General features: G+C 63.7%; 19 protein-coding genes. 14 read left to right on the top strand and 5 right to left on the bottom strand.

From position 1 onward, the window contains the following. Positions 1–310: 310 nt before the first annotated feature. Positions 311–655, bottom strand: a complete 345-nt coding sequence (locus C7G41_RS11720; RefSeq protein ID WP_106942935.1) for a DUF1236 domain-containing protein — start codon at positions 653–655, stop codon at positions 311–313. Positions 656–793: 138 nt separating this feature from the next. Here C7G41_RS11720 and C7G41_RS11715 point away from each other — a divergent pair, with 138 nt between their 5' ends. From C7G41_RS11715 to C7G41_RS11700, 4 genes are all read left to right on the top strand, one after another. Further along, positions 794–1027, top strand: a complete 234-nt coding sequence (locus C7G41_RS11715) for a hypothetical protein (protein WP_106942699.1) — start codon at positions 794–796, stop codon at positions 1025–1027. 378 nt (positions 1028–1405) lie between these two features. Continuing rightward, entirely contained in the window at positions 1406–2404 is a 999-nt protein-coding gene (locus C7G41_RS11710; protein WP_106942698.1) for a TRAP transporter substrate-binding protein, read from the top strand. An 83-nt stretch (positions 2405–2487) separates the two neighbouring features. Further along, the gene (locus tag C7G41_RS11705) at positions 2488–3003 is read left to right on the top strand and encodes a TRAP transporter small permease (protein WP_106942697.1); all 516 of its coding nucleotides are present in this window, start codon (positions 2488–2490) and stop codon (positions 3001–3003) included. Continuing rightward, the gene (locus tag C7G41_RS11700; protein WP_106942696.1) at positions 3000–4319 is read left to right on the top strand and encodes a TRAP transporter large permease; all 1320 of its coding nucleotides are present in this window, start codon (positions 3000–3002) and stop codon (positions 4317–4319) included. The genes C7G41_RS11705 and C7G41_RS11700 overlap by 4 nt, the downstream gene beginning before the upstream one ends. A gap of 48 nt (positions 4320–4367) precedes the next feature. On the opposite strand, the gene C7G41_RS11695 is transcribed toward C7G41_RS11700, so the two are convergent. After that, complete coding sequence (locus tag C7G41_RS11695; protein WP_106942695.1) at positions 4368–5642, bottom strand: serine hydrolase; 1275 nt, start codon at positions 5640–5642, stop codon at positions 4368–4370. Between the two features lie 169 nt (positions 5643–5811). Between C7G41_RS11695 and C7G41_RS11690 the strand changes: the two genes are divergently transcribed. Beyond that, positions 5812–6729, top strand: coding sequence for an intradiol ring-cleavage dioxygenase (locus tag C7G41_RS11690; RefSeq protein ID WP_106942694.1), 918 nt, complete (start codon positions 5812–5814; stop codon positions 6727–6729). Positions 6730–6759: 30 nt separating this feature from the next. Here C7G41_RS11690 and C7G41_RS11685 read toward each other — a convergent pair whose 3' ends face one another. Next, positions 6760–7653 carry a LysR family transcriptional regulator gene (locus C7G41_RS11685; RefSeq protein ID WP_106942693.1) on the bottom strand — a complete coding sequence of 298 codons (894 nt, stop codon included), beginning with the start codon at positions 7651–7653 and terminating at the stop codon, positions 6760–6762. Positions 7654–7754: 101 nt separating this feature from the next. On the opposite strand from C7G41_RS11685, the gene C7G41_RS11680 reads away from it, so the two are divergent. Together C7G41_RS11680 and C7G41_RS11675 are read left to right on the top strand one after the other, a co-directional pair. Next, positions 7755–8624, top strand: a complete 870-nt coding sequence (locus C7G41_RS11680; protein WP_106942692.1) for an SDR family oxidoreductase — start codon at positions 7755–7757, stop codon at positions 8622–8624. Between the two features lie 42 nt (positions 8625–8666). Beyond that, positions 8667–9341: an NAD(P)-dependent oxidoreductase gene (locus C7G41_RS11675; RefSeq protein WP_106942691.1), complete on the top strand. Its 675-nt coding sequence runs from the start codon at positions 8667–8669 to the stop codon at positions 9339–9341. 23 nt (positions 9342–9364) lie between these two features. Here the strand turns inward: C7G41_RS11675 and C7G41_RS11670 are convergent, their stop codons facing one another. Continuing rightward, positions 9365–11101, bottom strand: coding sequence for a bifunctional protein-serine/threonine kinase/phosphatase (locus C7G41_RS11670; RefSeq protein WP_199198313.1), 1737 nt, complete (start codon positions 11099–11101; stop codon positions 9365–9367). Between the two features lie 55 nt (positions 11102–11156). Continuing rightward, positions 11157–11996 (bottom strand): formate/nitrite transporter family protein, encoded by an 840-nt coding sequence (locus tag C7G41_RS11665; protein ID WP_106942690.1) that lies wholly within the window; start codon positions 11994–11996, stop codon positions 11157–11159. A 659-nt stretch (positions 11997–12655) separates the two neighbouring features. Between C7G41_RS11665 and C7G41_RS11655 the strand changes: the two genes are divergently transcribed. The 7 genes from C7G41_RS11655 to C7G41_RS11625 all read left to right on the top strand — a co-directional run bounded on the left by C7G41_RS11655 (position 12656) and on the right by C7G41_RS11625 (position 21949). Further along, positions 12656–13975, top strand: coding sequence for a CmpA/NrtA family ABC transporter substrate-binding protein (locus tag C7G41_RS11655; protein WP_106942689.1), 1320 nt, complete (start codon positions 12656–12658; stop codon positions 13973–13975). A gap of 56 nt (positions 13976–14031) precedes the next feature. Beyond that, positions 14032–14928, top strand: a complete 897-nt coding sequence (ntrB, locus tag C7G41_RS11650) for a nitrate ABC transporter permease (protein WP_106942688.1) — start codon at positions 14032–14034, stop codon at positions 14926–14928. An 11-nt stretch (positions 14929–14939) separates the two neighbouring features. After that, positions 14940–15734: an ABC transporter ATP-binding protein gene (locus tag C7G41_RS11645; protein ID WP_027568839.1), complete on the top strand. Its 795-nt coding sequence runs from the start codon at positions 14940–14942 to the stop codon at positions 15732–15734. A gap of 338 nt (positions 15735–16072) precedes the next feature. Beyond that, a complete protein-coding gene (locus tag C7G41_RS11640; RefSeq protein WP_106942687.1) occupies positions 16073–17452 on the top strand; it encodes an MFS transporter in 1380 nt (459 codons plus the stop codon). Positions 17453–17571: 119 nt separating this feature from the next. After that, complete coding sequence (locus C7G41_RS11635) at positions 17572–18000, top strand: globin family protein (protein ID WP_106942933.1); 429 nt, start codon at positions 17572–17574, stop codon at positions 17998–18000. 10 nt (positions 18001–18010) lie between these two features. Beyond that, positions 18011–19228: an NAD(P)/FAD-dependent oxidoreductase gene (locus tag C7G41_RS11630; protein ID WP_199198312.1), complete on the top strand. Its 1218-nt coding sequence runs from the start codon at positions 18011–18013 to the stop codon at positions 19226–19228. A 15-nt stretch (positions 19229–19243) separates the two neighbouring features. Next, positions 19244–21949, top strand: coding sequence for a nitrate reductase (locus tag C7G41_RS11625; protein WP_106942685.1), 2706 nt, complete (start codon positions 19244–19246; stop codon positions 21947–21949). Positions 21950–22015 lie beyond the last annotated feature (66 nt).

The raw sequence follows: 22015 nt of genomic DNA, 5'->3' as shown, positions 1-22015 counted from the left end.
ACGCGGGCGTCCCGGTTCCAGCGCAAGGGAGCGCCGGATTATGATTTTGGGAGACCATAGGGGCGGGATTTGCGCTGCGCCATAATTTTTCGCGTCCGGACGAGCCGCCCAGGGACAAGATTTTTTGCAGCGCAGTCCGCGGCAGCGCCTCAGCTCATGCTGATTGCGGTCAGTAGGAGACACATGGCGTAAACGGCCGCCAGGCTGAGCCCGGCGATCCGGGCCTCTCGATGCGATTTCATATTTTCAACTCCCGGAGAGGGCGGCCGCCTTCAAGGCAGCCGCCCAACACCTGGATCAATCAATTTGATCAATCGATTTCCTGGACGACCGTGCGCGAGCCGGGGTCGACCAGCATCACGCGTTCGCCGGAATAGACGTAGCGATACTTCGTGAGGGACGGGCCCCAGTCGGCCGGAACGGCCTCGAGTTCGACATCGCTTGGCACGGCCGCGCCGACGACGATCTTTTCCTTCGTCGTCACCGGACGGACGCGGTGCTCGGTGACGTAGGATTTGATCCTGGTTCGGTATTGCGGCTCGATCTGAACGGCCGCTGCGTGGCCGGTCCCGGTCGTCGTCACGACGGTGGACTGGGCGAAAGCACCGGTCGAAATCAGGACCGCCGCGGCGGAAAGCAGGAACAACTTCTTCATCTCGTTCTCCTCGTTGGAATATGCGCCGCAACAACCCCTCATCGCCGACAGCGTTCCAGGCTGAGGGAACGAATTGCCAGTTTTTCCCGTTTGTAGATAACCGGGCTGACCGGCTCGGGCTCTGGAGGAGGACTACAAATGAAGATGAAGATAGTGACTGCAGCACTGATGCTTGCCGCAATATCCCTGCCGGCGTTCGCGGCCGACGAGTTCTATGTCGTGCAGGACGTCAAGACCAAGAAGTGTACGATCGTCGACAAGAAGCCGACGGACACGTCCATGACCGTCGTCAGCCCATCGGGCACGATCTACAAGTCGCGCACCGAGGCCGAGAGCGGCATGAAGACCGTCAAGGTCTGCACGTCCAACTGAGGAGGATGACAAATGCCCGTTCTGATTCTCTGGGCCGTGCCGGCCGTGCTGGTGATCGGCGGCGGCGTCTATCTGATCGGCCACCTGCACTAAACCGCAGTGGAAGGCGAGCGGGTCTGTGCGTGCAACGCACGGGCCCGCGAGCCGTCTGCTACGAGAGGAGGAGGCCGCCCGTCCGCCTGCCACGCATCGGCTGGGAGGCAAGTTGCAGTGCAGCAGTTCGCGAAAGGGGTGACCCTGCGACGAAGAGGACCTTCCGCGCACGCGAAATGACTTCCGTCCCGCCGACGTTTTCCATACGCTTCCCTCTCGCAAGCCGCATACCGGCTGCGCTCACGGCCCGGCGACAGGGCCGGAGCATCAAAAGGAGGGGAGACGATGAAGCGAAGATCATTTCTCGCTGGGCTCGGCGCGACCACTGCGGCGGCTGCGATGGGCATGCCGTCAATCGTCAGGGCACAGTCGCCGATCACGCTGAACGGCGCGGTCCAGTTCAACGACGACCACGCCTTCAACCGGGCTCTGCTCAGGTTCGAAGAACTGGTCAAGAAGTACTACGGCAAACCCGTCAACTTCACCCTGCACAGGAACTCTTCGCTCGGCCTCGAAAAGCAGTATTTCGAGTACATGTCGCAGGGCAAAGCCGTCGATTACGGTATCGTCTCGCCGGCTCACATGTCGACCTTCGCCAAGGCGGCCCCGTTCATCGACGCGCCCTTCGTGTTCAAGGGCATCGAGCACATGAACAAGGTCGTCGAAGCCAATATCCTGGCGCCGATCGCCGACGAAGTCGCGGCCAAGGCCGAAGTCGTTCTGATCGGCTATTCCGGCGGGGGCATCCGCAACATTTTCGCCAACAAGCCGCTCAAGACTCTCGCCGACCTCAAGAGCCTCAAGGTGCGCGTACAAGGCGCTCCGATCTGGTCGAAGACCTTTGCGGCCGTGGGCATGAGCCCGACGGTGATCGCCTATAACGAAATCTACAACGCGATCCAGAACGGCGTGATATCGGCCGGCGAGAACGAGGCGGCCGGCGTCGAGGCGATGAAGTTCTACGAAGTGGCCCCGCATCTCAACCTGACCCAGCACGCCGTGTCGATCCGGCCGATCTGCTTCTCGGTGAAGACGCTGAAGACCTTGCCCAAGGACTTGCAGGACGCGATCATGAAGGCCGGCAAGGAGGCCGGCGACTACGGCCGTCAGCTGGAGTCGAGCGAAGAGGTCGTCAAGCTCGACACGCTGGAGAAGGCGGGCAAGCTCAAGCGCGTTCCCTTCGAAGAACGGGACGCCATGAAGAAGCTCGCCGATCCCGTGATGGCCACCTACGCCAAGGAAATCGGCGCGGAAGGCATTTTCGAGAAGATCAACGTCGTCTGAGAACTGTCGCCGCCCACGCGACAGGACGCCGGGGCAAGCCGGACGGCTTGCCCATTGCGTGATCGTGATCCCCCGGAGACGTGATGACGGAAATATCGATGCCACCGAACCCGTCGCTATGGCGCCGAGCAACGGCGGCCTATGCAAAACTGCTGGAAATCCTGCTCGCAGCCTCTGTCGGCCTTCTGGTCATTCCGGTCACGTTGCAGATCATCTCGCGCTACACGCCTTTGATTCCGTCCTATATCTGGACCGAGGAGATGGCGCGGTTCATGTTCATCTGGACGATCATGATCGGCGCCATGGTCGGCATCAGAGAGTCGCAGCATTTTGAAGTCGACGTCTGGCCTGACCTGTCACGCCGAAGCGAAGCCATGGTGCGGATTCTCGCGCGGCTCGGCGTGCTGGCGCTGGCGGTGGTCTTCGTATCCGCCGGGATCGAGTTCACCCGCTTCGCCTGGAACAGAACTTCGGAGCTGGCCGATCTGCCGCTTTGGCTGATCCACGTCGCCTGGCCGGTTGCCGGCGTAACCTGGATCGTGTTCGCCGGTGAACAGATTGTCGACGAGACGCGGATTCTGGTTGGGGCAAATCAATGAGCGGCAATGTTCTTTCTGCCGGGCAGGCCGCGATGGTCCTGTTCGGTACTTTCGTTGGCCTGCTCATCATACGCGTGCCGGTCGCCTTCGCGCTTGGCCTTGCCTGCGTGCCGATCCTGCTGATCGAGCCGCATCTGTCGCTGATGACGCTCGCGCAGGAAACCTTCAACGCCTACAATTCGTTCATCCTGCTGGCGGTGCCGTTCTTCCTGCTCACCGCCAATCTGATGAGCATCGGCGGCATCACCGACCGGCTGGTGGCGCTGTCCCGCTCGATGGTCGGGCATTGGCCGGGATCGCTGGCGCAGATCAACGTCGTACTGTCGGTGTTCTTTGCCGGCATCTCCGGCTCCTCCACCGCGGACGCGGCGAGCCAGTCCAAGATCTTCATCGATGCCCAGACCAAGGAAGGCTACGACCTCTCCTTCTCGATCGCCATCACCGCGGTCTCGGCGGTGCTCGCCGTCATCATCCCGCCCTCGATCCTGATGATCGTGTGGGGCGGACTGATCTCGACCTCGATCGCCGCGATGTACCTCGCGGGCATCGTGCCGGGATTGCTGATCGCCGGCGCGCAGATGGCGACGGTGCATATCTATGCCGTGCGCCGGGGCTATCCAACCTATCCGAAGGACACCTGGAGGGAGATGTGCTGCGCCATCTGGCGCTCGATACCGGCGCTGCTGACGCCGTTCATCATTGTCGGCGGCATCCTGCTGGGGTGGTTCACCGCGACCGAATCCGCCTGCGTTGCGGTGCTTTATTCCGTGGCGCTGTCGACATTCTTTTACCGTGAAACCGGCGCGCGCGAACTCTACAGGGCGCTGCTCGACACCGGGCGTCTGGCCGGGGTCGCGCTCTTCTGCGTGGGTACCGCGAGCGCATTCGGCTGGCTGCTGGCTTACTACAGGATTCCGCAGGAACTGCTGGCCAACGTCTCGACCTGGGGCATGGGCGCGATCGGGGCCGGCTTCTTCATCGCGTTCTGCTTTCTGGTGGTGGGCTGCTTCCTCGACGCCATTCCGGCGATCATCATCGTCGGTACCGTTCTCGAACCGCTGGCGAAATCGGTCGACCTTCATCCGGTGCAGTTTGCGATCATCTCGATCGTTTCGTTGGCCTTCGGGCTGGTGACGCCGCCTTATGGCCTGTGCTTGATGATCGCCTGCTCGATCGCCGGGGTGCGGCTGCGCTATGCGCTCAAGGACACGGTGATCATGCTGATCCCCATGCTGCTCGTGCTGGCGGCACTCATCATTTGGCCCAGCGTTTCCCTGTTCCTGCCGCGCCTGATCGTGCCGGAGATGTTGAAATGAGCGGGGCTTGATCCCGCGGCTCTGATGCCGCGGGATCGGTCGTGTTTCCTAGAGATTGCTCTCGGTGATCGCGGCGTAGACCATGCTCCGCAGCTCGCGCCGGAGCGGGTAGGCGCTGGATGGCAGCACCTGCGTCATGAAGATGGTGATCATCTCCTCGGCCGGGTCGATCCAGAACGACGTCGTGGCAGCACCGCCCCAATTATATTCGCCGGGGCTGCCGGCAACCAGCGTCTCGGCCGGGCGCATGGTCACGGCGAAGCCGAGGCCGAAGCCGATGCCGTTGTAGGTCGCTTCGGAGAACAGCGAGCGCGACACCTCGGGGAGAAAGCGGCCGCCCGGAATGTGGTTGGTCGTCATCAGCGCCAGCGTCTTCGGTCCGATCAGCCTGACGCCGCCGAGTTCGCCGCCGTTGAGCAGCGCACGGCAGAAGGTAAGATAGTCGGCCGTCGTCGAGCACAGTCCGCCGCCGCCTGAGATCAAGGATGGCGGTGACAGGAACGAGCTCTTCGCCGGATCGTCCTGCAATGTCAGGCCCTCACGGCGCTGGCCGGCATGGAAGGTCATGCCGCCACCCGGGTCGGCCGAGTAACAGGCGGCGAACCGGTGGGCCTTGGAAGCCTGCACGTGGAAGTCGGTGTCGGTCATGCCGAGCGGATCGAGGATGCGTTGTTTCAGGAACTGCTCGAAGGGAATCCCGGAGATCTTGCCGACGAGGTAGCCGAGCACGTCGGTCGCGACCGAGTAGTTCCAGGCCTCGCCCGGTGAGAACTCCAGCGGGATTTTCGCGAGGCTCTCGATCATGGTCTGGAGCGTGCCTGATTTTTCGACCTCGCCGATCTTTTCAGCGCGGTAGGCGGCATCGACGTTCGAGCGCTGCTGGAAGCCGTAAGTCAGGCCGGAGGTGTGGCGCAAGAGGTCGACGATCAGCATCGGCCGCGACGGCGGCCGGGTCAGGAAGGAAGGCGCGGTGCCGGCGACGAACACGCCGAGATCCTTCCATTCCGGAATGTACTTGGCGACGGGCTCGTCGATCGCGACGAGGCCTTGCTCGACCAGCATCATGAAGGCGACGCTGGTGAGCGGCTTGGTCATGGAATAGATGCGGTAGATGGTGTCGTCCTTGACCGGCAGCTTGCGCTCGAGGTCGGCAAAACCCTGCACCGAGCTGTGGGCGATCTTGCCACGGCGATAGACCAGGAGATGCGTGCCCGGGAAGCGACCGGCATCGATGTACCGGCTCTTCAGATGCGCATCGACGCGGTCGAGCGCGACCTTGGACATACCGACGGATTCGGGCGAGGCGGGGGTAGGGGCGAGCATCAGTTCCTCCGGGCAGTTTGTCCGACGTTGATAGCCGAAATGGCGGTCTCATTCCAAGCCGGTCGCGCTTAACGCCGGCCGGCTGTTTGGTGTAGGCTCCAGGGTGGAACGCCTCCAAGCAGCCCAAAAGATCCCAACGGGCCAATGAGAAAACGCAGGCAAACGCACCATGACCCAGTTCAACGAGACCGAACTCACCGAAGCCGTCGTCCGGAGCTTTGACCAGACGCCCGACCCGCGCGCGAAATTCCTGCTCCAGGAATTGGTGAAGTCGCTGCACGATTACGTGAGCAAGACCGGCCTCACCTTCGAGGAATGGGAATACGCCATCGATTTCCTGACCCGCACCGGCCAGAAGTGCACGGACACCCGCCAGGAATTCATCCTCCTGTCCGACGTGCTCGGCGTCTCCATGCTGGTCGACGCGGTCAACCATCGCGAGCGCGAGGGCGCCACCCAGACCACCGTGCTCGGGCCGTTTTATGTCGGCGAGCACAAGGTGACGGCGCACGGCACCGACATCTCTCCGAACAATCAAACCGGCGAACGGATGTTCGTGCAGAGCCGTGTCACCGATCTCAAGGGCAAGCCGCTCGCGAATGTCCCCGTCGACGTCTGGCATGCCGACGATGACGGCTTCTACGACTCGCAGAAGCCGAACTATGACGAGGTCGGCGCCTCGGCGCGGGCGCGCTTCATCACCGACAGCGACGGCCGCTTCTTCTTCCGCACCATTTTGCCGTGCAGCTACCCGATCCCGACCGACGGCCCGGTCGGCGAGATGATCGTGCAGACCAACCGCCACCCGATGCGTCCGGCGCATGTGCACTTCCTGGTCAATGCCAAGGGCTACGAGCCGCTGATCACCCACGTCTTCATGGACGGCGACAAATATCTGGATTCCGACGTGGTGTTCGGTGTGAAGGACGAACTCGTCGCCAAGGTCGAGCCGCGCAACGACCTTGAGATGCCCGACGGCACCAAGGCGAACGGGCAGTGGCACCTGATGAGCTACGAATTCCACCTCAAGCCGGGCGGCGGCATGGCGCCGAAGCCGCTGGGGACGAAGGCGGACGAGCACGCCTGACCGTCAGGCGCGAGCAGCGCGCGCCGCCTCTTACCTCCCGATAAAGGCCGCCAGCTCGTCAGGCGTCCCCGTCGGAAAGGCTTCTTTCATGAAGTCGAGGAAGGCGGATACGCGCGCGCTCAGGAGCCGGCGCGACGGATAGAGCGTCCACAACGCGATCTCTGGTCCATCGATGTCGCCCCAATGCACCAGCGTGCCGGCAGCCAAATCGTGACTGACCAGTGACACCGGAAGGCGGGCGGCGCCGACGCCCGCCCGGACTGCATCGCGAACCATGACGAGCGATGACAGGCGAAGGACCGGATCAATCGCGATGCGCGATCTTCCGCCTGGCACGGTGAATTCCCAGCTTGTCAGTTGGTCGCCCGCGCCGCGCATGACAGCCGGCACAGCGATGCCCTCTCTCGGTCGTTTCAGGTCCGGGCTCGCTACCACCACCAGCCGATCGCGCAGAAAGATTCGTCCGACAAGGCTGTCATCCGGATCGGGATTGACCCGGATCACCAAATCATACCCTTCCTCCACCATGTCGACGGACCGGTCTTCCGTCGTGACCTCAAGACGGACCTCCGGGTATCTGAGCGCAAACCCGGCCGCGAGGTTTCCCATTGCAGTCTGCGAGAACAGCAATGGCGCGCTGATCCGCAAGTGCCCGCGCGGCCTGTCCCCACCCGAAGCGATCGCTGTCGCCGTCTCGTCGAGCTCGGTGAGCAAGGCCCCCGTCCGCTCGTAAAGGGCGCGCCCTTCCTGCGTGAGTTTCAGGGTGCGCGCTCCCCGTTCGAACAGGCGCAGGTCGAGCGCCGCTTCGAGCTCGGCGACCCGCCGGGACAGGGTGGCTTTCGGGCGTCCGGCGGCCCGTGCGGCCCGTCCGAACCCGCCGTGCCGGGCGACGAGATTGAAATCGGCAAGTGCGAGCAGGTCCATCGTTCCACCAGTGAGACGGTCTGTCTATTTATACCGTCTATCGGTCCGAATGTGGATCACTAATTTGGGGATGTCTTCTAACCCCAACCGGAGTGATCCCCATGACCATCCTCGTTACTGGCGCAACCGGCACCATCGGCCGCAACGTCGTCGAACAGCTCGTCAAGCGCGGCGCCGATGTCCGCGCCCTCGCTCGCGATCCCGCAAAGGCAAACTTGCCGGCTGGCGTCACCATCTTGCAGGGTGATTTGCTCGACGTCGACTCAGTCCGCAGCGCGTTCACGGGCGTCTCGACCCTGTTCCTGCTCAACGCAGTCGTGCCGGATGAATTCACGCAGGCACTGATCGCGCTCAACCTCGCCCGCGAGGCCGGCGTCGAGCGGGTCGTCTACCTCTCGGTGATCCACAGCGATCGCTACGTGAACGTGCCGCACTTTGCCGGCAAGTTCGGCGTCGAGCGGATGATCGAGCAGATGGGCTTCAACGCCACCATCCTGCGCCCCGCCTATTTCATGAACAACGATCTCACGATCAAGGACGTGGTGACCGGATATGGCATCTACCCGATGCCGATCGGGAGCAAGGGGCTTGCCATGATCGATGTACGCGACATCGGCGAGATCGCGGCTCTCGAGCTCATCCGTCGTGAGCGCGCCGCCACACCGCTTCCGCTCACGCGCATCAATCTCGTCGGTCCTGATACGCTGACCGGCGCGCAAGCCGCCGCCGTCTGGTCGGAGGTGCTGGGCCGCACGATCGCCTATCCCGGTGACGATACCGCCGGCTTCGAGAAGAACCTCAGGCAGTTCATGCCGAGCTGGATGGCTTTCGATATGCGGCTGATGAGCGAGCGTTTCCTCACCGAGGGAATGGTCCCCGAGGCCGGCGACGTCGAGCGACTGACCGCGCTGTTGGGCCGCCCCCTGCGCTCCTATCGCGACTTCGTCTCCGAGATATCGGCCTCTGCCTGACGGCAGGGGCACGTCCCAATCACGACAACAAGGAATCTTATCATGATCTCTTCAACCGCTACTGTTCCGGCGGATCCGGAAGGCGCAACGAAGATATTGCTGCTTGGAGCGACCGGTGCCACCGGTCGCCTGATCGTCAGCCAGGCGGTAGCGCGAGGCTACGACGTCACCGTGCTGGTGCGCTCCGCCGAGAAGGCAAGTGACATCACGGGGGCGAATCTCATCGTCGGAGACGCCCGCGATGAAAGAGTCTTGCGCGAAGCCCTCAAAGGCCGTGACGCCGTCGTCAGTGCGCTGGGTACACCGGTAAGTCCGTTCCGCGAGGTGACGCTTCTCTCGACCGCGACGCGCGCGCTCGCGAACGCGATGAAGGCCGAGCAGGTCTCGCGGCTGGTTTGCATCACGGGAATGGGCGCCGGCGACAGTGCCGGGCATGGCGGCTTTCTGTTCGACAATGTGATCTTTCCGCTTCTCCTGAAGAAGGTGTACGACGACAAGAACCGGCAGGAAGCGATCGTCAGAGACAGCGGGCTGGACTGGGTCCTGGTTCGCCCCTCGATCCTGAATAGCAAGCCCGGCCGCGGCTCGGCCCGGGCCCTGACGGATCTCTCGGGCTTCCATGGCGGCAGCATAGCGCGCGAAGACGTCGCGAAATTCGTGCTGGATCAGGTGCGCGCCGATGCCTGGCTGCATCGTTCTCCGCTGATCACGTGGTGACCCTTGCGAGGCCACACCCCTGATCAGCGTGCGTGCAACATCGCAAGCAGGACCACGACGATGCAGGCGAGCGCCGCCGTGGTCAATTTCCAGAACATCAGCGGGCTGCGCTCCAAAAGCGGCGTGATCCGCGTGTCGAGATAGGCCGGATTGGGCGTGCGAAGCTCGAAGACGAATTCGGACAGATCCTCGTGCCGCTTGTAGGGATCCGGATGGAGCGCACGTCTGAGCGCGCCGTCGACCCAGGCGGGCACGTTGCTGTCGTCGTCGGCCGGGCGATATTTGAGCCTCCGCACGTCCGCCTTGCGCCGGATCCTGGCGATTTGAGTGCCGTAGGGAAGCTTTCCCGTCAGCATCTGGTAGCAGATCACGGCGAGTGAAAACATGTCGGAGCGCGGCGAGCCGCCTTGTCCAAGAAAATATTCCGGCGCCGTGTACTGGACCGTTCCCAGAATTTCGTCGGTCTCGTCCTGCGGCGCGGCCTCCGCGACGCCTGCCACCTTGACCGATCCGAAGTCGATGATCTTCGCGGTGCCGGTCTTGTCGATCAGGATGTTGTCGGGCCTGAGGTCCTGATGCAGCATTTCCATGCGGTGGAAGGCGCGCAGGCCCGCGGCAATTTGCTCGATCAGTCCGCGGACGGTTTCGAGATCGGGGCGCGGATTGTCCGTCATCCACTGCCGCAATGTCTGACCTTCGACGAATTCGGTCGCGACGTAGAGGTAGCTGCGCCGTTTCGACTGCGACAACGGCTTCAGCACGTGCGGGCTGTCGATCCGGCGCGCGATCCACTCCTCCATCAGGAAGCGCTTCAGGTAGGCGGCATTGTCGCGCAAATCGATCGACGGAAGCTTCAGCGCGACCGGCTCCTCGGTCACTGCGTCGACGGCAAGGTAGATGTGACTGCGGTTGCTGCCGTGGATTTCGCGGACGATCCTGTAGCCGTCGAAGATTGCCCGCGGCTCCGGCAGCGGGGGAAGCGGCAGTTGGGAAGTCTGGTTGAAGATGCCGGCCGGCTCGCGCTGCGGCACCGCATCGATGCGGAGGATCTGGACCGTGATGTTGTCGTCGCTGCCGCGCCGGTAGGCTTCCTCGACGATCGCCTTCGCCGCCCCGTCGAGCTCGGCTGCATGCTCGCTGAGCGCGCTCGTGATGAAGCGCGCGTCGACGAATTCATAGGCGCCGTCGGTCGCCAGCAGGAAAGTGTCGCCCGTCTCGATCTCGAAACTCTGGTAGTCGATCTCGAGCTGCGGATTGATGCCGAGCGCACGGCCGAGATAGGTCTGCTCCGAGGACACGATGATCCGGTGATCGTCGGTCAGCTGCTCGAGCGCCTTGCCCGCCACGCGGTAGATGCGACAGTCCCCGACGTGGAAGATGTGCGCGGTGGTCGCCTTGATGACCATGGCGCTCAGCGTGCAGACATAACCCTTGTCGCGGTCATAGGCATATTGGCTCTTGCGCGTCTGCGCGTGCAGCCAGGAATTGGTCGCATCCAGCACGCGGCGTGCGGAGGTCTTCACCGTCCAGGATTCCGACGTGCAGTAATAGTCCATCAGGAAGCTCTTGACCGCCGACTCGCTGGCGATCTGGCTCACCGTGCTGCTCGAGATGCCATCGGCGAGAACGGCCGCAATGCCCTTCAGGCTGAGCATCGGCTCGTCCGGAACGAGGACGCCGTGAAAATCCTGGTTGATGGGCTTGCGACCCTTGTCGGAGTGCTGGCCGACCGAAATCTGAAGTCCGCGGGTCATCGTCATCACCGGCAAAGGAGAGCCTCACCCTGATCGGGCGAGGCTCTCCTGTCGAGACGTATCAGGCTGCGACGCGGGGCGACGTGGCCTTGCCGGCCTGGCGCTTCGGCTGGGTCAAGACGTGCGTGGCGTAGAGAGTCATGCCGGTGAAGGCGAGGCCGCCCACGAGGTTGCCGAGCACGGTCGGGATCTCGTTCCAGATCAGATAATCCATGATCGAGAATTTTGAGTGCAGCATCAGCCCCGACGGGAACAGGAACATGTTCACGACGGAATGCTCGAACACCATGTAGAAGAACACCAGGATGGGCATCCACATCGCGATGACCTTGCCGGGGACGGAGGTCGAGATCATGGCGCCGACGACGCCGGTCGAGACCATCCAGTTGCAGAGCATTCCGCGGATAAACAGCGTCGCCATGCCGGCCGCGCCGTGCGCTGCATAGCCGAGCGTGCGGCCTTCGCCGATATTGCCGATCGCCGCGCCGACCTTGTCCGGATCCTGCGTAAAGCCGAAGGTCGTGACGAAGGCCATCATGAAGGCCACCGTGAGGGCTCCTGCGAAATTGCCGATGAAGACGAGGCCCCAGTTCCGCAATACGCCTCCGATGGTGACGCCTGGGCGCTTGTCGATCAGCGCCAGCGGCGCCAGCACGAACACGCCGGTCAAAAGGTCGAAGCCCAACAAATAGAGCATCGAGAATCCGACCGGGAACAGCAACGCGCCGATCAGCGGCTGCCCCGTATTCACGTTGATCGTGACGGCGAACCATGCCGCGAGCGCCAGGATGGCGCCGGCCATGTAGGCCCGGATGATGGTATCCCGGGTGGACATGAAGACTTTGGACTCGCCCGCATCCACCATCTTGGTGACGAATTCCGAAGGCGCGAGATACGACATCGATGTTCCTTTTGCTTCGTAAGAGAGATCGAGGCGCCCTGGAGTGCGCCACTGAAAGTTATTGGCCGTGCGGGGTATCTGCCGCGCGTGGGCCGGGAGAATTTGGAAGCCGTGGGAATCGCGTCACGAGGATGGGGCCGCGAAGCAGGTGAGCTTCCGGACTGCAGCCGCCACAGGCTGCAGTATTGCGGTCAAGCCGCAGTCGTCGTTGACGCGAAGTGAAATGCAAGTCGCGTGCCGTCGGTCGGTTCGATAAAAATCCAGCAATAACAATACGATGGGACATCGACTGAGCCGGCTTTTGCGCTTGGTGCAGCCTTTTGCTTGAGCGGGTGCACAAGTCTTGTGCGTCGCACAAGTATTGGGCAAGCCGCAAATTTCGCGAGCGGAACGGGCCTGCGACAGACTGGCGCGCTGCCTGTAGCATATTGATATTTTGAGACTTTCTGCGCTGTGGCGCTTGGCATGAAGCTTGAATAGTTCCAGCCGACGCCATTGAAGCCGTCCCGCGAGACTTCTCATCCGAATTGCCGACGCCACCAGACGGGGGTCTCCCCGTCGCGCGTTCGCATGCGCTGCTTCAGGCGTCGCCGGACGGACGGGCTGCTCGTGTGCACTGACGCCATCATTCTGCAACGACGCAAAGGACGATACCGCCTATGACCAAGCGCACCCGCCGGCCGTCGGACACTGGCCTCAGCCGCCGTCAATTGTTGAAGGCCGCCGGCTCGACCGCCGCACTCCTGGCCGCCGTAAAACTGAATTTCCCCGCCGGCGCCTTCGCGCAGGACTCAGGCCCGGAGGTCAAGGGCGCCAAGCTCGGCTTCATCGCACTGAGCGATGCCGGCCCCTTGTTCGTGGCCAAGGACAAGGGCCTGTTCGCCAAATACGGCATGCCTGACACCGACGTGCAGAAGCAGGCCTCCTGGGGCACCACGCGGGACAATCTCGTGCTCGGCTCCGAAGGCAACGGCATCGACGGGGCACACATCCTGACCCCGATGCCGTATCTGATCTCGGCAGGCAAGGTGACGCAGAACAACCAGCCGACGCCGATGTACATCCTGGCGCGGCTCAATCTCGACAGCCAGTGCATCTCCGTTGCCAGTGAATATGCCGACCTGAAGCTCGGCGTCGATGCTTCGCCCTTCAAGGCGGCGCTGGAGAAAAAGAAGGCCTCGGGCAAGGCCGTGAAGGCGGCGATGACCTTCCCCGGCGGCACGCATGACCTCTGGATCCGCTACTGGCTCGCCGCCGGCGGCATCGATCCGGACAAGGACATCGAGACCATCGTGGTGCCGCCGGCGCAGATGGTGGCCAACATGAAGGTCGGCACGATGGACTGTTTCTGCGTCGGCGAGCCCTGGAACCTCCAGCTGATCCACCAGAACATCGGCTACACCGCGGTCACGACCGGCGAACTCTGGAACAAGCACCCGGAAAAATCCTTCGGCATGCGCGCCGCCTTCGTCGACAAATATCCCAAGGCCGCCAAGGCGCTGCTGATGGCGGTGATGGAAGCGCAGCAATGGTCCGACAAGGCCGAGAACAAGGCAGAACTCGCCGCCATCATGGGCAAGCGGCAGTGGATGAACTGCCCCGTGGAAGACGTGCTCGACCGCACCGCCGGCAAGTTCGACTACGGCCTTCCCGGCAAGGTGGTCGAGAATTCGCCGCACATCATGAAGTACTGGCGCGACTTCGCCTCTTATCCCTTCCAGAGCCACGACCTCTGGTTCCTCACCGAGGACATTCGCTGGGGCAAGTACGAGGCGAATTTCGACACCAAGGCGCTGATCGCCAAGGTCAACCGCGAGGACATGTGGCGCGACGCGGCCAAGACGCTCGGCGTCGCAAGCGCGGAGATCCCGACCTCCACCTCGCGCGGCAAGGAGACGTTCTTCGACGGCAAGGTGTTCGACCCGGAAAATCCGGCCGCCTATCTGAAGTCGCTCGCGATCAAGCGCGTCGAAGTCTGATGGAGCCTGCGGTCGCCGTGAGGCGGCCGCATCGTCCTTGAGCCGGAGAGATTGCGATGAACATGCCTGCCACCAAGATGGACATTGAGACCGCGACCCCCGCGGGCACCGCCGCGCCGGTCGTCGCGATGACGCCGAAGCGGCCGCCGCGTTCGGAGACTTACGCGCGGATGGCGCGGGAGACCGCCGTGCGCGTGATCCCGCCGCTGGTCGTGATCGCGCTCTTGCTTCTGGTGTGGGAGCTGGTCTGCCGCCGCGCCGGCTCGGCGTTGCCGCCGCCGTCGAAGGTGTTCAAGGACACCAAGGAATTGATCTTCGATCCGTTCTTCGACCATGGCGGCATCGACAAGGGTCTGTTCTGGCATCTCTCCGCCAGTCTCCAGCGCGTCGCGCTGGGCTATTCGCTCTCGGCCATCGCCGGCATCGCGCTTGGCGTCCTGGTCGGCCAGTCGGTCTGGGCGATGCGCGGGCTCGATCCGTTGTTCCAGGTCTTGCGCACGATCCCGCCGCTGGCCTGGCTGCCGCTGTCGCTCGCCGCGTTCCGCGACGGCCAGCCGTCCGCGATCTTCGTCATCTTCATCACTTCGATCTGGCCGATCATCATCAACACCGCGGTCGGCATCCGCAATATCCCGCAGGATTATCGCAACGTCGCGGCGGTGGTGCAGCTCAACCCGCTCGAGTTCTTCGCCAAGATCATGATCCCGGCCGCCGCCCCCTACATCTTCACGGGGCTCCGCATCGGCATCGGCCTGTCCTGGCTCGCCATCGTCGCCGCGGAAATGCTGATCGGTGGCGTCGGCATCGGCTTCTTCATCTGGGACGCCTGGAACTCCTCGCATATCAGCGAGATCATCCTGGCGCTGTTCTATGTCGGCATCATCGGCTTCGTGCTCGACCGCCTGATCGCGGGCGCCGGCAAGATCGTCACCCGCGGCACCGCGCTGAACTGAAGGGGGAGCACATGACCGCTTATCTGAAGCTCGACCACATCGACAAGATTTTTACCCGCGGCGCGGCCTCCACGGAGGTGCTGAAGGATATCAATCTCACCATCGAGAAGGGCGAATACGTCTCGATCATCGGCCATTCCGGTTGCGGCAAGTCGACCCTGCTCAACATCATCGCAGGCCTGACCAATGCCACCACCGGCGGCGTGCTGCTCGAGAACCGCGAGGTGAACTCGCCGGGACCCGACCGCGCGGTGGTGTTCCAGAACCACAGCCTGCTGCCATGGCTGACCGTGTACGAGAACGTCAGGCTTGGCGTCGACAAGGTCTTCGCCAAGACCAAGAAGCGCGCCGAACGCGACGCATGGGTGATGCACAATCTCAACCTCGTGCAGATGGCCCATGCCAAGGACAAGCGGCCCTCGGAGATCTCTGGCGGCATGAAGCAGCGCGTCGGCATTGCCCGCGCGCTTGCCATGGAGCCGAAAGTGTTGCTGCTCGACGAGCCTTTCGGCGCGCTCGATGCCCTGACCCGCGCGCATCTGCAGGATTCGGTGATGGCGCTGCATCAGAAGCTCGGCAACACCATTTTGATGATCACCCACGACGTCGACGAGGCGGTGCTGCTGTCCGATCGCATCGTCATGATGACGAACGGGCCGAGCGCGCGCATCGGCGAGGTGCTGGAGGTGCCGCTGGCGCGCCCGCGCAAGCGACTCGAGCTCGCGACCAACGCCACTTATCTGAAGTGCCGGCAGCGCGTGCTCGAATTCCTCTATGAGCGTCATCGCTTCGTCGAAGCCGCGTAAGCGCGTTACCAACGGGTGCTAACGCCACGCCTAATTTTGAATCATCAAGCTCAATCCTTGTGCGCCGCACAGGGATTGAGCGAATCGCAAAATTTGCGTGCGAAATAGTCCTGCAAGAATTTGGAGCACGACGAACAAGCTCCTGAATTTCCTGCGTTTCCGGAATGGGCGCAGTTGGCACGGAAATTGAAACAGCAATCGCGACGCCAACGACGACGTCCCTCAACATCATCAATCAGCATCGTAACTCGCCACCGGGGTGAAGCCTCGGAGCGCGCCTCCGTGGCCGGAGGCTGAGCCTGCAACGACGCAGCGGTGAGCCTAGAAGGGATTTTGCAATGACCAGGAGTCCGACTTGGATTTCAGACTGGCGCCCCGAAGATGAGGCGTTCTGGAATGCGACTGGCAAGACTATCGCGCGACGCAACCTGATCTGGTCGATCGTGGCCGAACATATCGGCTTCTCGGTCTGGCTGATCTGGAGCATCGTCACCACCAAGCTGCCGCAGGCGGGCTTCCACTACACCACCGACCAGCTGTTCCAGCTCGTCGCGGTGCCCGGGCTGATCGGCGCGCTGATGCGCTTTCCCTACACCTTCGCGGTGACGACCTTCGGCGGCCGCAACTGGACCATCTTCAGTGCGGCGATCCTGTTTATTCCGACGCTCTCGCTCGCCTATTTCGTCGGCCAGCCCGACACGCCGTTCTGGCTGATGCTGCTGATTGCCTCGACCGCCGGTCTCGGTGGTGGCAATTTTGCCTCCAGCATGACCAACATCTCGTTCTTCTTTCCCGACCGGATGAAGGGATGGGCGCTCGGCCTCAACGCCGCCGGCGGCAATATCGGCGTCTCAAGCGTACAGCTGTTGACCCCGATCCTGATGACGCTCGCGGTCATCAACCTGTTCCAGGCATCGCCGGTCGACGGTGTTTTCCTGCAAAACGCCGGCCTGATGTGGGTGCTGCCGATCGCGATCGCGGTCTTCGGCGCCGTGTTCTTCATGAACAACCTGACCACGGCCAAGTCGTCGATCAACAATCAGCTCGCCGTGGTCAAGCGCAAGCACACCTGGATCATGGCGTATCTCTATATCGGTACGTTCGGCTCTTTCATCGGCTACTCGGCTGCATTTCCGCTGCTGATCAAGACCCAGTTCCCGCAAGTCACGATTGCGATCGCGTTTCTGGGGCCGTTGGTCGGCTCGCTGTCGCGGCCGCTCGGCGGCTGGCTTGCCGACAGGATCGGCGGCTCGGTCATCACGTTCTGGAATTTCATCGTGATGGCAGGCGCCACGATCGGCGTGCTCTATTTCGTCGGGCACAAGGATTTCATCGGCTTCCTGTCGATGTTCCTGGTCCTGTTCGTGACGACGGGCATCGGCAACGGATCGACCTACCGCATGATCCCCTCGATCTTCCGCGAGCAGAATTTGTTCAGGGTGCGCGGCAAGGGCGATGCGGAGCGCGCGGTCGCCTTGAAGACGGCGAGCATCGAGAGCGGTGCTGCGGTCGGCTTCATCGGCGCGGTCGGCGCCGTGGGCGGCTATCTGATCCCGACCGGGTTCGGCAAGTCGATCGCGCTGACCGGCGGGCCGCAGCTCGCGCTCGCGATCTATCTCGGCTTCTACGCCTCCTGCCTCGCGCTGACCTGGTGGTTCTACCTGCGTCGCAGCCCGCAGGGTGAGGGCGCGTCAAGCCTCGCCGGAGCAAGGGTATAACACTTGGTACGAATCTCGCTTCTCCCATTACGCGGGGAGAAGCATTGCCCGACAGTTTGACCATGAACCTGGTTCGCAATGGCGCGCACCAAGGCAAACCCAACAGGCAGGAGAACATCATGACGCCAGAACAGATCACCCTCGTCCAGCAGAGCTTTGCCAAGGTGGCGCCGATTTCCGCGCAGGCCGCGGTGCTGTTCTACGATCGCCTGTTCGAGGTCGCGCCATCCGTGCGCGCGATGTTTCCCGAGGACATGACTGAGCAGCGCAAGAAGCTGATGGGCATGCTCGCCGCCGTCGTCGGCGGCCTGTCGAACTTGGACTCGATTCTTCCCGCGGCCTCGGCGCTTGCGAAGCGTCACGTCGCCTACGGCGCCAAGGCCGAGCACTACCCCGTGGTCGGCGCGACCTTGCTGTGGACGCTGGAGAAGGGGCTCGGCGAGGCCTGGACGCCCGAACTCGCCACGGCCTGGACTGACGCCTACGGCGTGTTGTCCGGCTACATGATTTCCGAGGCCTACGGCGCGCAGTCGCAGGCCGCTGAATAGGAGATGCGTTGTGAGTGAGCCGCTGGTCATCGTCGGGAACGGTATGGCGGCCGCGCGTCTGGTCGACGAGCTCGCCAAGACCTCGCTCGGCCGCTACGCGGTCGCCGTGATCGGCGAAGAGCCGCGGCTCGCTTACAACCGCGTTCTGCTCTCCTCGGTGCTGGCCGGCGAAACCGGTTCGCACGAGATCGAGCTCCGGCCCGCCGACTGGTGGCGCCATCGCGGCGTCACGGTGCGCTACGGTTATCGCGTCAGCGAGATCGACACCGGCCGACGCGAGCTCAAGATCGAAGGCGAAGAGAGCATGGAATATTCCAAGCTCGTGCTCGCCGTCGGCTCGACGCCGCTGCGGCTCAACGTGCCCGGCGCCGATCTCGCCGGCGTGCACACCTTCCGCGACACCCGCGACGTCGACCTGCTGCTTACTCTTGCGGCGGCGAAGAAGCGCGTCGTCGTGGTCGGCGGCGGCCTGCTCGGTCTCGAGGCGGCTTACGGCCTCGCCAAGGCCGGAGCGCCCGTGACGCTGCTGCACCTGATGGACCGGCTGATGGAGCGCCAGCTCGATGGCCCCGCCGCCGACCTGCTCAAGACGCTGGTCGAGCGCAAGGGCATTCGCATCCTGCTCAATGCATCCACAGCCCGCATCCACGGCGAGGGCCATGTCGAAGGGGTCGAGCTTGCCGACGGCAGCCGCATCGAGGCCGATGCCGTGATCTTCGCCGCCGGCATCAGGCCCAACATTGCGCTGGCAAAGGACGCCGGCATCGCAGTCAACCGCGGCATCGTCGTCAACGACGAGATGCAGACGGGGTCACCCGATATCTACGCGCTTGGCGAATGCGCCGAGCATCGCGGCACCTGCTACGGCCTCGTCGAGCCCGCCTACGAGCAGGCGCGCGTGCTGGCGCGGCATCTCTCCGGTCGTCCCGCGGCCTATCAGGGCAGCGTGGTCTCGACCAATCTGAAGGTGTCGGGCGTCAGCGTGTTCTCCGCCGGCGACTTCATGGGCGGGGAGGGCAGCGAGAGCCTCGTGCTGTCAGACCGCAGGCGCGGCACCTACAAGAAGCTCGTCATCGCCGAGGGCCGGCTCACCGGCGCTCTGCTGATCGGCGATACCGTCGATGCGCTCTGGTATCTCGAGCTGATCCGCAACCGCGAAAAGGTGGCGGCGATCCGCGCCGACATGATGTTCGGCCGCGCGCTCGCGGGGCCCCCCAAGGCGGCTTGATAGAGGCAGCTTGATATGACGGCGATCGATGCCACGCTCCGCGCCACCAAAACGACCTGCCCGTATTGCGGCGTCGGCTGCGGCGTGCTGGCGACGCCAGACGGTAACGGCGGCGCGGCGATCGCGGGCGATCCCGATCATCCCGCCAATTTCGGCCGGCTGTGCTCCAAGGGCTCGGCGCTCGGCGAGACTGTCGGGCTGGAAAGCCGGCTGCTCTATCCGATGATCCGCTGCAAGGGCGTGCTCGAACGCGTCGCCTGGAGCGATGCGCTCGATCACGTCGCCCACCGCATGCAGCACATCGTCGCGCGCGACGGCGCCGACGCGGTCGCATTCTATCTCTCCGGTCAGTTGCTGACCGAGGACTATTACGTCGCCAACAAGCTGATGAAGGGCTTTGTCGGCACGGCGAACGTCGACACCAATTCGCGGCTCTGCATGTCGTCCTCGGTCGCCGGTCACCGCCGCGCCTTCGGCGCCGACACCGTGCCCGGATGCTACGAGGATCTCGACCAGGCCGATCTGCTGGTGTTCGTTGGTTCGAATGCCGCATGGTGCCATCCCGTGCTGTTCCAGCGCATGTTGAAGAACCGGCAGGAGCGCGGCGCCCGCATGATCGTGATCGATCCGCGCCGCACCGACACCGCGACCGATGTCGATCTGTTCCTGGGCCTCAAGCCCGGCACCGACACGGCGCTGTTCTCCGGCCTGTTCGTTCACCTCGCCGACAATGGGGCCCTGGATCAGGACTACATCGCGCAAAACACGTCCGGCTTTGACGACGCGCTGGCGCGCGCACGGAGCATCGCCGGCGGCGTCACCGCGACCGCACTGGCGACCGGCCTCTCCGAGCAGGACGTTGCGACCTTCTTCAAGATGTTCCGTGACACGCCCCGCGTCGTCACGCTGTACTCGCAAGGTGTCAACCAGTCGGCGCAGGGCACCGACAAGGTCAACGCGATCCTGAACTGCCATCTCGCCACGGGGCGCATCGGCAAGCCGGGTGCCTCACCGTTCTCGCTCACCGGCCAGCCCAACGCGATGGGCGGCCGCGAGGTCGGCGGCCTCGCCAACCAGCTCGCCGCGCATATGAACTTCACGCCGCCCGACATCGATCGCGTGCGGCGGTTCTGGAAGGCGCCGCGCATCGCCACCCATGAAGGGTTGAAGGCGGTGCAGCTGTTCGAAGCCATCAATCGCGGCGAGGTCAAGGCGCTCTGGGTGATGGGCACCAACCCCGCGGTCTCGCTGCCCGACGCGGACTTCGTGCGCGAGGCGCTGAAGAAGCTCGAGCTGTTCGTGGTCTCCGAGAACGTGCTCTCCAACGACACCGTCGATGCCGGCCCGCACGTGCTGCTGCCCGCGCTCGCCTGGGGCGAGAAGTCGGGCACCGTGACCAATTCCGAGCGCCGCATCTCGCGCCAGCGCTCGTTCCTGCCGGCGCCTGGCGAGGCGCGGCCGGACTGGTGGATCGTGAGCGAAACCGCAAAACGCCTCGGCTTCGGCGACAGCTTTGGCTACAAATCCGCCGCCGACATTTTTCGCGAGCACGCCGCGCTCTCGGCGTTCGAGAACGATGGCAGCCGTGACTTCGATATCGGCGCGCTGACCTCGCTCTCCGACGAAGCCTTCGACGCCTTGCAACCTGTGCAGTGGCCCGCACGTGAAGGCGAGGCACCGGGCGAGCGCTTCTTCGCCAAGGGCGGGTTCTTCACCAATGACGGCAAGGGCCGCTTCGTCGCGCCGGAGGTGCCGGCGCTGCGTGGCGAGACCGGACCGTCGCGGCCGCTGCGGCTCAACACCGGACGCATCCGCGACCAGTGGCACACCATGACGCGCACGGGTCTCAGCCAACGGCTCGGCGCGCATCTGCCCGAGCCGTTCGTCGAGATTCATCCCGATGACGCCAACAAATACAACATCGTCCATGACGGCTATGCCCGCATCACCACCGACTACGGCCAGTGCACACTCAAGGTCGTCGTCAGCGACCGCCAGCAGCGCGGCACGCTGTTCGCGCCGATCCACTGGAGTGCGATGAACGCCTCGCACGGTCGCGTCGGGGCGCTGGTCGCACCGTTCACCGATCCGTTCTCGGGGCAGCCGGAGTCCAAAGCGACACCGGCGGCGATCTCCCCCTATGAATATGTCTTCCGCGGCTTTGCGTTGTCGCGCAAGCAGCTGGAACTGCCGCCGAACCTGATGTGGACCCGCGTCACTTTTACCGGCGGTTTCGGCTATCTCTTCGCCGACAATGCGGATCTGTCGCGCTGGCCGGCGTGGCTCGGCGGCGTTGCCGGCGAGGACGTCGCCGACTATCGCGACTTCGGCGGCGGCGTTTTTCGCGCGGCTTCGTTTGATGGCGATCGCATCGAGACCTGCCTGTTCGTCGGCCCCGCGCATGATGCCGGCGACTGGGAGGTGGTGAAGAGCCTGTTCGTGGCCGACCATGTCACCGACGAGCAGCGCCGCATGCTGTTGTCCGGAAAGTCCAGCGAGGGCGCGGCTTCGACCGGTCCCGTCGTCTGTGCCTGCTTCGGCGTCGGCCGCGGCACCATCTGCGACACCATCGTCGCAGGCGCGCGCACGGCGGCCGAGATCGGCGCCAAGCTCAAGGCCGGCACCAATTGCGGCTCCTGCATCCCCGAGCTGAAGCGCCTGATCGCGACGACCGAAATCGCGCCGGCGAAGCAGGCCAAGCGCGTTAGCGCGGCGGGGTAGGCCGGCTGGCTCTCGTGCCCCGGACGCTGCGCAGCACGAAGTGATGCGCTGCAGAGCCGGGGCCCA

It is taken from the genome of Bradyrhizobium sp. MOS002 (assembly GCF_003020115.1).
Taxonomy (GTDB): Bacteria; Pseudomonadota; Alphaproteobacteria; order Rhizobiales; family Xanthobacteraceae; genus Bradyrhizobium.
The sequence above is the reverse complement of the archived record's forward strand: the minus strand, read 5'-3'. Positions and strand labels throughout refer to the sequence as shown.